This window comes from Achromobacter animicus, from assembly GCF_040775605.1.
Classification (GTDB): Bacteria; Pseudomonadota; Gammaproteobacteria; order Burkholderiales; family Burkholderiaceae_B; genus Achromobacter; species Achromobacter animicus.
On the sequence record NZ_JAYGJK010000001.1, the window covers coordinates 1,147,097 to 1,160,631 of the forward strand.

General features: G+C 68.4%; 10 protein-coding genes. 7 read left to right on the forward strand and 3 right to left on the reverse strand.

The features are described 5' to 3' along the window. Positions 1-61: 61 nt before the first annotated feature. On the reverse strand, positions 62-1,828 hold the full coding sequence (locus tag AB3147_RS05095; RefSeq protein ID WP_175123206.1) for a glutamine--tRNA ligase/YqeY domain fusion protein: 1,767 nt from the start codon (positions 1,826-1,828) through the stop codon (positions 62-64). A gap of 136 nt (positions 1,829-1,964) precedes the next feature. On the opposite strand from AB3147_RS05095, the gene AB3147_RS05100 reads away from it, so the two are divergent. Together AB3147_RS05100 and AB3147_RS05105 are read left to right on the forward strand one after the other, a co-directional pair. After that, positions 1,965-3,308 (forward strand): cytochrome ubiquinol oxidase subunit I, encoded by a 1,344-nt coding sequence (locus tag AB3147_RS05100; RefSeq protein ID WP_175137185.1) that lies wholly within the window; start codon positions 1,965-1,967, stop codon positions 3,306-3,308. Continuing rightward, positions 3,305-4,360 (forward strand): cytochrome d ubiquinol oxidase subunit II, encoded by a 1,056-nt coding sequence (locus tag AB3147_RS05105; protein ID WP_239215395.1) that lies wholly within the window; start codon positions 3,305-3,307, stop codon positions 4,358-4,360. Before AB3147_RS05100 ends, AB3147_RS05105 begins: the two co-directional genes overlap by 4 nt. A gap of 83 nt (positions 4,361-4,443) precedes the next feature. Here AB3147_RS05105 and recQ read toward each other — a convergent pair whose 3' ends face one another. Together recQ and AB3147_RS05115 are read right to left on the reverse strand one after the other, a co-directional pair. Further along, entirely contained in the window at positions 4,444-6,273 is a 1,830-nt protein-coding gene (recQ, locus tag AB3147_RS05110) for a DNA helicase RecQ (RefSeq protein WP_175123203.1), read from the reverse strand. A gap of 92 nt (positions 6,274-6,365) precedes the next feature. Further along, complete coding sequence (locus AB3147_RS05115) at positions 6,366-7,703, reverse strand: fimbria/pilus outer membrane usher protein (protein ID WP_255596164.1); 1,338 nt, start codon at positions 7,701-7,703, stop codon at positions 6,366-6,368. 219 nt (positions 7,704-7,922) lie between these two features. Here AB3147_RS05115 and AB3147_RS05120 point away from each other — a divergent pair, with 219 nt between their 5' ends. The 5 genes from AB3147_RS05120 (at position 7,923) to AB3147_RS05140 (ending at position 13,534) form a co-directional block, all read left to right on the forward strand. After that, a complete protein-coding gene (locus AB3147_RS05120; RefSeq protein WP_008158717.1) occupies positions 7,923-8,624 on the forward strand; it encodes a response regulator in 702 nt (233 codons plus the stop codon). Further along, entirely contained in the window at positions 8,624-10,213 is a 1,590-nt protein-coding gene (locus AB3147_RS05125) for a sensor histidine kinase (RefSeq protein ID WP_367351510.1), read from the forward strand. Before AB3147_RS05120 ends, AB3147_RS05125 begins: the two co-directional genes overlap by 1 nt. 144 nt (positions 10,214-10,357) lie before the next feature. Beyond that, positions 10,358-11,434: a Holliday junction branch migration DNA helicase RuvB gene (gene ruvB / locus AB3147_RS05130; protein WP_175123201.1), complete on the forward strand. Its 1,077-nt coding sequence runs from the start codon at positions 10,358-10,360 to the stop codon at positions 11,432-11,434. A gap of 103 nt (positions 11,435-11,537) precedes the next feature. Beyond that, entirely contained in the window at positions 11,538-12,503 is a 966-nt protein-coding gene (locus AB3147_RS05135; RefSeq protein WP_175123200.1) for a threo-3-hydroxy-L-aspartate ammonia-lyase, read from the forward strand. A gap of 104 nt (positions 12,504-12,607) precedes the next feature. Then, positions 12,608-13,534, forward strand: a complete 927-nt coding sequence (locus tag AB3147_RS05140) for a complex I NDUFA9 subunit family protein (RefSeq protein ID WP_175123199.1) — start codon at positions 12,608-12,610, stop codon at positions 13,532-13,534. Position 13,535 lies beyond the last annotated feature (1 nt).

Below are 13,535 nucleotides of genomic sequence, written 5' to 3' on the forward strand. Positions count from 1 at the left end.
GCAGGGCGAAAGAAAAAGGCGCCACAAGGCGCCTTTTCCCGGTATTGCGCACGCGGGCGCGTCAGCCTTGCACCCACGAATCGCGCAGGGTCACGATGCGGTTCAGCACCGGCGCGTCGGGCGTCGAGTCCTTCAGGTCAGCCGTGAAGTAGCCCAGGCGCTCGAACTGCCAGGTCGCGCCCGGCGTGGCCACCGTGCCCGGTTCCAGCCAGGCCGTGACGGTCTGTTTGGAGTTGGGGTTCAGGCAGGCCAGGAAGTCCTTGTCGCCGCCGTCCGGACGCGGATCCGCGAACAGGCGGTCGTACAGGTGGATCTGCGCGGGCACCGCGTGCGCCGCGCTGACCCAGGTGATGTTGCCCTTGACCTTGACGCTGTCCGCGCCCGGGGTGCCGCTCTTGGTGTCGGGCAGGTATTCGGCCTGCACTTCGACGACCTCGCCGGCCTCGTTCTTGGTGAAGCCGGTGCAGCGCACGACATAGCCGTACTTCAGACGCACCGTGTTGCCCGGGAACAGGCGGAAATACTTCTTGGGCGCTTCCTCGCGGAAGTCGTCGCGCTCGATCCACAGCTCGCGCGACAGCGGGAACTCGCGCACGCCGGCTTCCGGGTCGTGCGGATTGCGCGGCGCGGTGCAGGTCTCGGTCTGGCCTTCCGGGTAGTTGGTGATGACCAGCTTGATCGGGTCCAGCACGGCCACCGAGCGGGCGGCGATGGGGTCCAGGTCGTCGCGCACGGCCTGTTCGAGCAGGCTGTAGTCGATGCGCGAATCGGACTTGGAGACGGCGGTGCGGTCGCAGAACAGGCGGATCGACGCGGGCGTGTAGCCGCGGCGGCGCAGGCCGAAAATGGTGGGCATGCGCGGGTCGTCCCAGCCGTCCACATGGCCTTCCTTCACCAGCTGCAGCAGCTTGCGCTTGCTGGTGACGACGTAGCTCAGGTTCAGGCGGGCAAATTCGTACTGGTGCGGCAGCGGCTGGGCCAGCTTGCCCAGTTCGGCCAGGCGCGTCAGGATCCAGTCGTAGAACGGGCGCTGATCTTCAAACTCAAGCGTGCAGACGCTGTGCGTGATGCCTTCCAGCGCGTCTTCCACCGGGTGCGCCCAGCTGTACATCGGGTAGATGCACCACTGGTCGCCGGTGCGATGGTGCGTGGCGTGGCGGACGCGATACATGACCGGGTCGCGCAGGTTGATGTTGGGCGACGCCATGTTGATCTTGGCGCGCAGCACCAGGCTGCCGTCCGGATGCTTGCCGTCGCGCATTTCGCGCAGCAGCGCGATGGACTCGGCGGCCGGGCGGTTGCGCCAGGGCGAATCCGTGCCGGGTTCGGTCAGCGTGCCGCGGTTGGCGCGGATTTCTTCCGCGCTCTGTTCGTCGACGTAGGCGTGGCCGGCTTCGACCAGGGCTTCGGCAAACTCATACATATAGCCGAAGTAGTCGCTGGCGAAGTACAGGTTCTCGCGGCCGTCGGCCTTCCAGTCAAAGCCCAGCCAGTGGACGGCCTCGATGATGGCGTCGACGTATTCCTGGTCTTCTTTCTCGGGGTTGGTGTCGTCGAAACGCAGGTGACAGACGCCGCCGAAGTCGCGCGCCAGGCCGAAGTTCACGCAGATGCTCTTGGCGTGGCCGATGTGCAGGTAGCCGTTGGGCTCCGGCGGAAAACGCGTGCGGATGCGCGCCGGGTCCGCGTCTCCCTGCTGCTGCATGGCCGCCGGGCCAGGCTTGCCCGCCCAGCGCTTGCCCTGGAAGCGGTTGGCTTCGAGGTCGTCTTGGACGATGTTGAGCAGGAAGTTTGATGCGGCGGGGGTCGGCGTCGGGGCGGTGGTCATTCTTGAAAGAATAGGAAAAAGCAGCGACAAAGCGTCAATTTTGCCACGTTCCGCAGCGCGGCCATTTTTGCCACGCCTTCAACCGGTTTCGATCGGCCCCCATAGTCATGTAACTGGCTCTACACTACGGGCCATTATGGATATCTCGACCCTATCCCTGGCCCGGGCGCAGTTTGTGGCCAGCCTTAGCTTCCTGGCGCTTTTCCTAGCCGTCTCTCTGGCGCTGGCCTGGGTGCTGCTGTTCTTCAAGATCCGGGCCCGGTGGTCCAGCCACGGTGGCTGGACGGCGGCCTACCGCTTCTGGGTCCGCATCTTTGCGCTGTCCTTCGTGTTGACGCTGGCCGCCAGCGTGCCCGTCCTGATCCAGATCGGCAGCCTGTGGGCGGGCCTGATGGACAAGATCGGCAACGTGGCCGGTCCGCTGCTGGGTTACGGCATCCTGTCCGTCTTCATCCTCAAGTCCTGTTTCCTGGGCGTCATGCTGTTCGGCCAGCGCCGCGTGTCCGATGGCGCGCACACGCTGGCCGTCCTGATGGTGGCGGCCGGGCAGCTCGTCGCCGTGTTCTGGGTGCTTGCCCTGCAATCGTGGATGCAGACGCCGGACGGCGCGCTGCTGGTCGACGGCCGCTACCAGGTCTATGACTGGCACAAGGTCGTGCTCAATCCCTCGGTTGGCTGGCGCATGGCCGTGGTGATGGTCGGCGCGGCGCTGGCCGCCTCGTTCCTCATGATGGGCGTGACCGCGCTGCAGGCGTTGCGGCGGCCGCTGGGCGAGGGCGAGCGCAGCGCGTTCAAGACGGCGCTCGTGGTGGCCGTGGTGGCCGCGTTCCTGCAGGTGCCCGTGGCGACCGGCGCGGGTCAGATGATGGCAAAGCTGCAACCGGCCAAGGCCGCGGCCGCGGCGGGCTTCTGGGAAAGCGGCCCCGTGCCGCAACTGGTGCTGTTCGGCTGGCCCGACGCGCGCGGGCACGTCAACGAAGGCGACCTCACGATCAATAACGCCGGCGGCATGTGGCTGCATCGCAATGCGGACGGCACCTACCAGGGCCTGGACAAATATTCGGGCATGCTGCCGCCGGTGGCGCTGACCTTCTGGTCGCTGCGCGTGGCCGTCGGCCTGGGACTGCTGATGCTGGCCGTGGCGTGCGTGACCTTCCTGTGGACGTTCCGGCGCGGCATGGACCCGTCGGTCCTGCCGCCTTGGTGGCAGCGGGTCCTGTGCGGCATGATGTTCTCCGGCGGCATCGCCGTGGTGGCCGGCTGGTGGGTCTCCATCATCGGGCTGCAGCCTTTTGTCGTGAACGGCACCGTTACGCAGTCCGAGGTCCTGGGTTCCGTGCCCTCCAGCACCGTGCTGTACGGGCTGGCCGGCTACGGACTGCTGTACGCGCTGCTGCTGGCCGCGTTCGCCGGCATGCTGTTCCATGCGGCGCGCTACGGCGTCGTGCCTGTGCGCAAGCTGAGCGGAGGTGCGCCATGATCGCCATGCTGGCTGCGTCGCAAGGCCTGAGCCCCGACGATCCTTCGTTCTGGATGCCGCTCGCCTTCATGGCGCTGCTGTTTGTCGTGATTGCCGCGGGCATGGTCCTGGACGGCTTCGACCTCGGCGTGGGCATCCTGCTGCAGATCGCGCCGGAACACGAGCGTGGCCGCATGATGAGCCTGCTCAGCCCGTGGCGCGACGCCAACGAGTTCTGGCTGCTGCTGGGCATGGGGCTGTTTGCGGCGGCTTTCCCGTTCGCCTGGGGCGCCGTGCTGGGCAAACTTTATGGGCCGCTGACGTTCATGGTGCTGGGCGTGGTGCTGCGCAGCGTCGCCTTCGAATTCCGCATCCGCGCCCGCAACGAAATGAAGCCGCGCTGGATCTTCGCATTCTGGATCGGCTCGGTCATCACCGCGTTCGGCCAGGGCACGCTGCTTGGCCGCATCGCCACGGGCTACCAGTCCGACGCGGGTTATGGCTGGTTTGCGATGTTCGTGGGCCTGTGTGCGGTGGCCGCGTACGTGTTGCTGGGCGCGTCGTGGCTGGTCATGCGTGTCGAGGGCGACCTGCAGCGCCGCGCGGCCAACTGGGCGCGCCACGCCATCCGCTGGACGGCCGTGGGCATGGTGTCGATCGCGGTCACGCTGGGCCTGGCCAACGCCGGCATCTTCTACAAGTGGAGCAACATTGCCCACCTGAGCCTTGCGGCGTCGGTGTGGGTGCTGATGCTGGCCGGCTTCGTGGCCGCGGAAATGCTGCTGGCGCGGCTGCCGGGCCGCGCCGACCGCTTCAGCTGGCTGCCTTTCGTGCTGACGGTGGCGCTGTTCCTGCTGATGCTGAGCGGGCTGGCGTACAGCCTGTTCCCGTACCTGATCCTGGACGACATGACGCTGTGGGACGGCGCGGGCGCGCTGGGCTCGATGCGGCTCGTGATGGCGGGCGCCGTCGTGGGGATTCCGATGGTGCTGGTGTTCAACATCCTGGCGTACCGGTCGGTCTTCGGCAAGGAGCGCCGCCCCGTGCCGCTGCTGCCGCCGCCGTCGTATTGAGCCGCTGCTGTTGTACTAAGCGATTCGACGCAGGGCGGATTGCCGGACAGGCATTCAGCCCGGCCTCGGGCGCTACCCGGGCGCTACAGCACCGGCCGCGCCACCCGCTGCAGGATTTCTTCGCCGTAGGCTTCCAGCTTGCGGGCCCCCACGCCGTTGATGTGGCTCAGTTCGTCCATGGACTCGGGCTGCGCCAGCGCGATCTCGCGCAGCGTGGCGTCGTGGAAGATCACGTAGGCAGGCACGCCGTGGCTCTTGGCGACTTCGCCGCGCCAGGCGCGCAGTGCCTCGAACACCGGCTGCAGTTCGGCCGGCAGGTCGATCGCCGCCGCCTTGGGCCGTCCGCTGCCCGTCTTGCCGGAACGCGGCTTCTTTTCGGATTCGCGCCGCAGCATGAGCTGGTGCTCGCCCTTGAGCACCGCGCGGCTGCCTTCGGTCAGGGCCAGCGTGCCGAAGCCTTCGTTGTCCACGGTCAGCAGGCCCTGCGCCAACAGCTGGCGCAGCACACCACGCCACGCGGTGTCGGAGAGGTCGGCGCCCACGCCGAACACGCTGAGCGACTCGTGGCCATGCTGCTTGGTGCGGTCGGTGACCTTGCCGCGCAGGATGTCGATGATGTGGCCGGCGCCGTAGCGCTGGCCGCGTTCTTTCCAGAGCCGGTACACGGCTGACAGCACCTTCTGCGCCGCCACCGTGCCGTCCCACGCCTGCGGCGGATCCAGACAGACGTCGCAATTGCCGCAGGCGGTGATCTGCTGCCCAAAGTAAGCCAGCAGACGCACGCGCCGGCATTCCACCGTTTCGCACAGGCCCAGCATGGCGTCGAGCTGCTGGCCCAGGCGCCGGCGATAGGACTCGTCGCCGGGCGATTCGTCGATCATGCGGCGCTGCTGCACCACGTCTTGCAGGCCATAGGCCAGCCAGGCGGTGGCGGGCAAGCCATCGCGGCCGGCGCGGCCGGTTTCCTGGTAGTAGCCTTCGACGGATTTGGGCAGGTCGATGTGCGCCACGAAGCGCACGTCAGGCTTGTCGATGCCCATGCCGAACGCAATGGTGGCAACCATGACCACGCCGTCCTCGCGCAGGAAGCGCGATTGGTTGGCCGCCCGGATCTGGGGGCTGAGGCCCGCGTGGTACGGCATCGCATCGATGCCCTGATTGCACAGGAATTCGGCTGTTTCTTCGACCCGGGCGCGCGACAGGCAGTACACCACGCCGGATTCGCCTTCGTGCTCGGTGCGGATCATGTCCAGCAACTGCTTGCGCACCTCGTTCTTTTCGACGATGCGGTAGCGGATGTTGGGACGGTCGAAGCTCGAGACGAAATGGCGCGCTTCATCCAGGGACAGGCGCTGCGCGATCTCGGTGCGGGTGACGGCGGTGGCGGTGGCCGTGAGCGCGATGCGCGGCACGTCGGGCCAGCGCTCGTGGAGCATGGACAGGCCCAGGTATTCGGGCCGGAAGTCATGACCCCATTGCGACACGCAGTGCGCTTCGTCGATGGCGAACAGGGCGATGCGGCCGCGGTCCAGCAATTGCAGGCAGCGGTCGGTCAGCAGGCGCTCGGGGGCGACGTAGAGCAGGTCGAGCTCGCCATCCAGAAAGGCCTGTTCAACTTCGCGCGCCACCCGCCAATCCTGCGTGGAATTCAGGAACGCCGCGCGCACGCCCAGTTCGGTCAGCGCGTCGACCTGGTCCTGCATCAGCGCGATCAGGGGCGAGACGACGATGCCGGTGCCTTCGCGCACCAACGAGGGAATCTGGTAGCAGAGCGACTTGCCGCCGCCCGTGGGCATGAGAACGAGCGCGTCGCCGCCGCCGATCACCTGTTCGACAATGGCTTGCTGGTCGCCGCGGAAGGATTCGTAACCGAAAACGCGCTGCAACACGCCGAGGGCGCGCGCGTCAGACATGGGGGTAGGCCGGAAGCATCATGGCAGCGATTTTAAGCCCCAAATCCCGGCCGCCCGTTCCGGAGGGAGATTTTGGCCACGCTATCCGGCACTTACCAGCTGAGCCAGGTGCCGCGCATGAAGGTGTCGACCGGCATGCTCAGGTTGGCGCGCCAGCCGTAGTCGCCCGTCACGATGTCGCGGTCGGCGCCGACGGCCAGCTTGACCTTCGGAGCCACGAACATGCTGTGGGACAGGCCCACGCGCTGTTCGGCCAGGACCGAGCCTTCGCGCAGCCCGGAATACGTGCCGCTCAGCGTGCCCCAGCCGGACAACGGGACGCCCGCCGATACGGTGTTGCGCGTCTGGGCCGTGGACGCGACGCCGTCGGAATAGGTGGACAGGTCGCCGTAGCCTGCGCCGATCTGCTCGTTGGTGTAGCCCAGCGTCACCGTGTCGGCCACGTCGATGCTGTAGCCGAAGCGGTAGCGGTAGCCGCTGGCCGCATCGAAGGTGCTTTGGGTGGCGCCGGCCCGGAAGGTGCCGAATTCGCCGGCGTTGTACGTGGTGCCTACGCCGCGGGTGGTCAGGGACGGGGCGCTCTGCATCTGGCCTTCGACCGTCACCACGGGCGTCAGCCCGTAGCGCACGCTGCCGCTGCCGACGGACGCGCCGTAGTCCACGGCGCCGGACTTGGCGGCTGGGTCCATCAGGTTCAGTTTGCCCACCGATGACGAGTAGCCGAAGCTGCCCTCGGGCAACGTGGCGCCGCTGCCGCCCCAGTTGGCGATCTGCAGTCCGCCCACCGGCGCGCCGCTGCCCCACGCGGGCGCATTCGGATTGACGTTGCCCACGGTGAGAGAAGGGCCGACGGTGTTGTTGTAGACCCAGTTGCGGCTGCCGCCATAGCGCAGGCCATCCAGTCCGCCGACGGACGAGAACCAGGGGCGCGAGGGGCGGGAAACCCCGGAAATCACCACCACGGGTATTTTCGGGAGATCGCCGTCTTCCAATGCAAACGAGTAGTCCGGGGGGATGTCGACGGCGGAAGCCGGCGTTGCCAGGGGATCGCAGGACAGCGGGACCGTCGGCGCGTTGCCCGTCAGGCCCATGCCGGTGCCGGGGATGAAGCCTTCGGCCGGGTCGTCAGCGCCATCGCGCACCGTGGTGTCCATGCCGGGTTCCGTCGCGTGCAGGTCGCACGGCGTCGGATCCAGCGGCACGGCCCGATCTTCCAGCGACGGGGCGGGGCGCACCGGCAGCGACTGAACCGGCGAGAGCACGCCGATGCCGCGCGCCACGCGCGTGACGTCGCCCGCCGGGGGCGGCGTCCAAGTAAAAGGGGACACGTCGGGCTCGTCACCAAAAGCGGGCGCCAGCGGCCAGGCCAGGCCCGCCGTCAGCGCCGCGTGCAACAGCCCTCTGCGCCAGGGGTTAGCTGTGGCGGCCATGGGGACAGTGTAGGGAGCACCCTGCCGGGCATCTGTAAACGATCTTTAGGAAAGTCCACGAAGGGCGGCAGGCGAAGCGACATTCTAGGGCCAGTTCGGGGGCGAGGGGACCCCCGTTGCAAAAAGCCCGACACATCATCCGTACATCGTGCAACGGGTATATTTCAGATGATTTCCCGCCCCTTGCGGGCGACGGCGACGCGCCGCACTATGACGCCCATGGACAATTCCCACACCAAGCTGCTGGTCGTCGACGACGATCCGGCGCTGCGCCAATTGCTGGCCGACTACCTGAACCGGCATGGCTACGACACTTTGCTTGCCCCGGACGCGACCGACCTTTCCTCGCGCATTACCCGTTACGCGCCCGATCTGCTGGTGCTCGACCGCATGCTGCCCGGCGGCGACGGCGCCGATGCCTGCCGCCGCCTGCGCGAGCAGGGCGAGGACATTCCCGTCATCCTGCTGACCGCGCGCGACGAAGCCGTGGACCGCATCATCGGCCTGGAGGCCGGCGCCGACGACTACGTCGGCAAGCCCTTCGATCCCCGCGAACTGCTGGCCCGCATCGAGGCCGTGCTGCGCCGCAAGCGCGGCCCGTCCGCGCTCACCAAGGACGCGCCGGTCTCGTTCGGACCATTCGTGTTCGATCCGTCCACGCGTCAGCTGTCCCGCGACGGCACCGTCGTCAAGCTGACGGGCGGCGAGATCAACCTGCTTGAAGCCCTGGTGCGCAACGCCGGCAAGCCGCTGTCGCGCGAACGCCTGCTGGCGCTGGCCCGCGACGACGACGCCGGCGAGCGCAACGACCGCGCGATCGACATCGCAATCCTGCGCCTGCGCCGCGTCATCGAAGACGATCCCAAGCAGCCGCGCTGGATTCAGACCGTCTGGGGCATCGGCTACCGGTTCTCGCCCTGATGCGCTTTTCCCCCGGCATTCTGGTGCCCCGCTCGCTGCGGGCACGGCTGATCCTGCTGATCCTGGGATCCGTCCTGCTGACGCAGGCCGCCACGTTGGTGACCGTGTCCTACTTCCGGCACAAGTTCATGGAAGACGTGGCCATCGGCTACATCGTCACCACCATCCGCACGCTGCGGGCCGCCGTGTCCCAGGTGCCGGCCGAAGACCGCGCCGATTTCGTGCGGGCCGCGTCGCAGAACCAGTGGCGGTTGTGGTCGCGTGTGCTGCCCGCCGAAGCCAAGCTGCAGCGCTTCAACGGCCGCCGTCCGCCACCGCCACGCGCCGCGCCGCGCCCGCCGCCTCCGCCGCCGCCGTCCTCCCAGGATGCCCAATTTCACGGGCCGCCGCCGCCCCCGCCGCCCGAAGTCCGCGACGACGAGCGCGACACGCACGCCGCCCAGGCCGACGGGCGCGGCGACGCGCAGCGCACCGGCGATGGCGCCCGCGACCGCGAGGAGTCCAACCGCCGCTACAAGCCCGAGCCCGACGACATCCGCCGCGATCTGCGCGTGCTGGTCCAGCAGCTCAACGAACGCCTGAACGACGGCACGCGCGTGGCGTTGTCGCGCGGCCCCACGCCGGAAATCTTCATTTCGCTGGCGCCCAACCCGGCCACCGAAGACGCACCGCGGCTGCGCGAGTGGCTGGTCATTCCGCTGGAACGGCTGGACCCGCCCGTGGCTACGCCCTTCATCGCCGCCTGGCTGGGCGGTCTGGGCCTCCTGCTGCTCCTGGCCGTGGGCTTTTCGTGGCACATCACGCGGCCGATCACGCGCCTTGCCGATGCCGCGGACCAGTTGGCCGCCGGCCAGCCGCAGCGCGTGGAGCCATCGGGGCCACATGAAACCCGCGTGCTGGGCGAACGCTTCAACGCCATGCTGGATGCGTTGTCCGAATCCGACTCGGTGCGGCGCACCCTGCTTTCCGGCCTGCCGCATGACTTGAAGGGGCCGCTGTCGCGCATGTGGCTGCGCGTTGAAATGGCCGACGATTCCACGCTGAAGGAAGGCCTGCGCACCGACCTGCGCGACATGCAGCACATGGTGGATCAGTTCATCGGCTTCGTGCGAGGCACCGATCCGGCGGCCTACCGCTATGCGCCCATCGTGCTGGCCGAATGGCTGACCGAGCGCGTGGGCGCCTGGCAGGGCGCCGGCACCGCCATCGGCCTGGACACCGCCCAGGATGCCAGTGGGGCGGTGGTGCAGGCCGACGCCGTGGCGTTGGGCCGTCTGCTGGACAACCTGATCGGCAACGCGCTGAACCACGGCGCGCCGCCGGTGGACATCGCGCTGCGCCGCGAAGAAGGGCACGCGGTGCTGGACGTGGCCGACCACGGCCCGGGCATCGTACCCGAACGCCGCCTGGAGGCCTTGCGGCCGTTCAGCCGGCTGGACGACGCGCGCACCCGCACGGGCAGCGTGGGCCTGGGCCTGGCCCTGGCCGAGGCCATCGCGCGGGCGCACGGCGGATCGCTCGAACTGCGCGAGGCCGAATCCGGCGGCCTGTGCGTGCGCGTGCGCCTGCCGCTGTCCCAGGCTGCCTGACCGCAGGCCGCCTGATCGCAGGCCGCCTGATCGCAGGCCGCCTGATCGCAGGCCGCCTGCCCGACGTGTCCTCGGGGCGGCCCCGGGGCGGGCCGCGCTACGGTACGATTCATCCTGCTTCGTCCTTTGCCCGTACCCCGCACCATGGCCATCCAGTCCGATTCGCTTTCCTCCCGTCCCGACGCCCCTCGCATCGTGGCGCCGCAGCCGGTGTCGCCCAACGAGGAGTCGATCGAACGCGCGTTGCGGCCCAAGGCGTTACAGGAGTACGTCGGGCAGCAGCGCGCCCGCGAACAGCTCGAGATCTTCATCGCAGCGGCCAAAAAGCGCGGCGAGGCCCTGGATCACGTCCTGCTCTTCGGCCCGCCGGGCCTGGGCAAGACCACGCTCGCGCACATCATCGCCCACGAAATGGGCGTGCAGTTGCGCCAGACCTCAGGCCCGGTCCTCGAACGCCCGGGCGACCTGGCCGCGTTGCTGACCAACCTGGAAAAGAACGACGTCCTCTTCATCGACGAAATCCATCGCCTGTCGCCCGTCGTCGAGGAAATCCTCTACCCGGCGCTGGAAGACTTCCAGATCGACATCCTGATCGGCGAAGGCCCGGCCGCGCGCAGCGTGAAGCTGGATCTGCAGCCCTTCACGCTGGTAGGCGCCACGACGCGCGCCGGCATGCTGACCAATCCGCTGCGCGACCGCTTCGGCATAGTCTCGCGGCTCGAGTTCTACAACGCTGCCGATCTCGGCCACATCGTGACGCGCAGCGCTGGCTTGCTCAATGCCGTCATCACGCCGGACGGCGCAGCCGAGGTGGCGCGGCGCGCGCGCGGCACGCCGCGTATCGCCAACCGTCTACTGCGCCGGGTGCGCGACTACGCCGAGGTCAAGGCGGGCGGCACGATCGACGCCGACGTCGCGGGCCGCGCGCTTGCCATGCTGGAAGTCGATCCGCAAGGGCTGGACCTGATGGACAGGAAGCTGCTCGAAGCCATCGTCCACAAGTTCGATGGCGGCCCGGTCGGCGTGGACAGCCTGGCCGCGGCCATCGGCGAAGAGCGCGACACGATCGAGGACGTCATCGAGCCGTATCTCATCCAGCACGGCTACCTGCAACGCACGCCGCGCGGGCGCACCGCCACGCTGACCACCTGGCGCCACCTGGGCCTGGCGCCGCCTGCGGGCACCGCCACCGGCGGCAGCGGCGACCTCTTCGGCAAATAATCCGCGCCACGCGCCGTCATGCCAACGGGCGGCGCGCAAACCGCGCGACGGGTTTATGATCCGAGGGTTTCGTTTCCCCCTCGCGATCTAAGGACCTTATTCCATGCAGCCCGAATTGCCCTCCTATGATGACGTCGTGCGCGCCAGCGAGCGCCTGGCCGGCAACGCACACCGCACGCCCGTCCTGACCTCGGCCACCGCCGATGCCATCGCCGGCGCGTCGCTGTTCTTCAAGTGCGAGAATTTCCAGCGCATGGGCGCGTTCAAGTTCCGGGGCGGCTACAACGCCATCGCGCGCCTCACGCCCGAGCAGCGTGCCGCCGGCGTGGTGACGTTCTCGTCGGGCAATCACGCGCAGGCCATCGCGCTGGCCTCGAAGCTGCAAGGCGTTCAGGCCACGATCATCATGCCGCTGGACGCGCCCGCGGCCAAGCGCGCGGCCACGGAAGGCTACGGCGGCAAGATCGTCACGTACGACCGCTACACCGAAGACCGCGAGACCATCGCCCGCCGCATCCAGGCCGAAACCGGCGCTACGCTGATCCCGCCGTACGACCACGAGGACGTGATCGCGGGGCAGGGCACCGCCGCCAAGGAGCTGTTCGAGGAAGTCGGCGAACTGGACTACCTGTTCGTGTGCCTGGGCGGCGGCGGCCTGCTGTCGGGCTCGGCCCTGTCCGCCTTCGCGCTCAGCCCGCGCTGCCTGGTGTACGGCGTCGAGCCCGAAGCCGGCAACGACGGGCAGCAGTCCTTGCGCAAGGGTGAAATCGTCCGAATCCCCGCGCCCAAGACGCTGGCCGATGGCGCCGCCACCACGCACCTGGGCAACATCACGTTCCCCCTCATCCAGAAGTACGTGCGCGACATCGTCACGGTGACGGATGAACAGCTCGTCACGACCATGAAGTTCTTTGCCGAGCGCATGAAGATGGTCGTGGAACCCACGGGCTGCCTGGCCGCGGCGGCCGTCATGCAGAACGTGGTGCCGGTGCGCGGGGCCCGGGTCGGCGTCATCATCAGCGGCGGCAACGTCGACCTTCCGGCCTACGCCCGGCTGCTGGCGGGCTGACGCGCATCAAGCGGCGCGCGCGGCGTGCGCCCTGCGCGCGCTTGCGCCTGCCGACCTGGCAAGGCAGAATCGAACCTCGATCCTGACGAACCGGAGGCTACGCCATGCGTATCCTTGTCATTGGCGGCACGGGCTTCATCGGCCGCCACTTGGTAGCACGGCTTTGCGCGGACCCGCATCAGATCGTCGTGCCCACGCGGCTCATTGCACGCGGACGCGACCTGCAATTACTTCCCACCGTCACGCTGCTTCAGGCGGACATCCATGATGACGCCGCGCTCGACGGCATGGTCCGGGGCTGCGATGCCGTCGTGAATCTGGTGGGCATCCTGCATGGCAATCTGGGCCGGCCATATGGGTCGGACTTCGCGCGGGCCCACGTGCATCTGCCGCAGCGCATTGCGCAGGCCTGCGTGCGCCACGGCGTGCGTCGCCTGCTGCACGTCAGCGCGCTGGGCGCCGATTCCAGCGGCGACAGCATGTACCAGCGCTCCAAGGGCGACGGCGAGGCCGCCATCAAGGCGGCCTACCAAGACCGCGGCGATATCGGCTGGACCATCTTCCGCCCGTCGGTGCTTTTCGGCCCCGACGACAACTTCACCAATATGTTCGCGTCGCTGGCGCGCTGGCTGCCGGTATTGCCGCTGGCTGGCGCCAACGCGCGCATGCAGCCCATCTATGTGGGCGACGTGGTGACCGCCATGACGACGGCGCTGGCCGACTCGCATACCTGCGGCAAGACCTACGAACTGGGTGGACCGCAGGTCTACACGCTGGGCGAGATCGCGCGGCTGTGCGCCGCCTGGAGCGGCCATCCGCGTCCCGTCATCAGCATCCCGATGGGGGTGGGTCGCATGCAGGCCCGGCTGTTCGAATGCATGCCGGGCACGCCGCTGATGTCGCGCGACAATCTGGATTCCCTGCGCCGCGACAACGTATGCGGCGGGCCGATCGCCCCCGAGCTGCATGTGGTGCCCACGGGGCTGGAAGCCGTGGCGCCGCGCTACCTGCAGCACGGCAAGACGGCCTAGC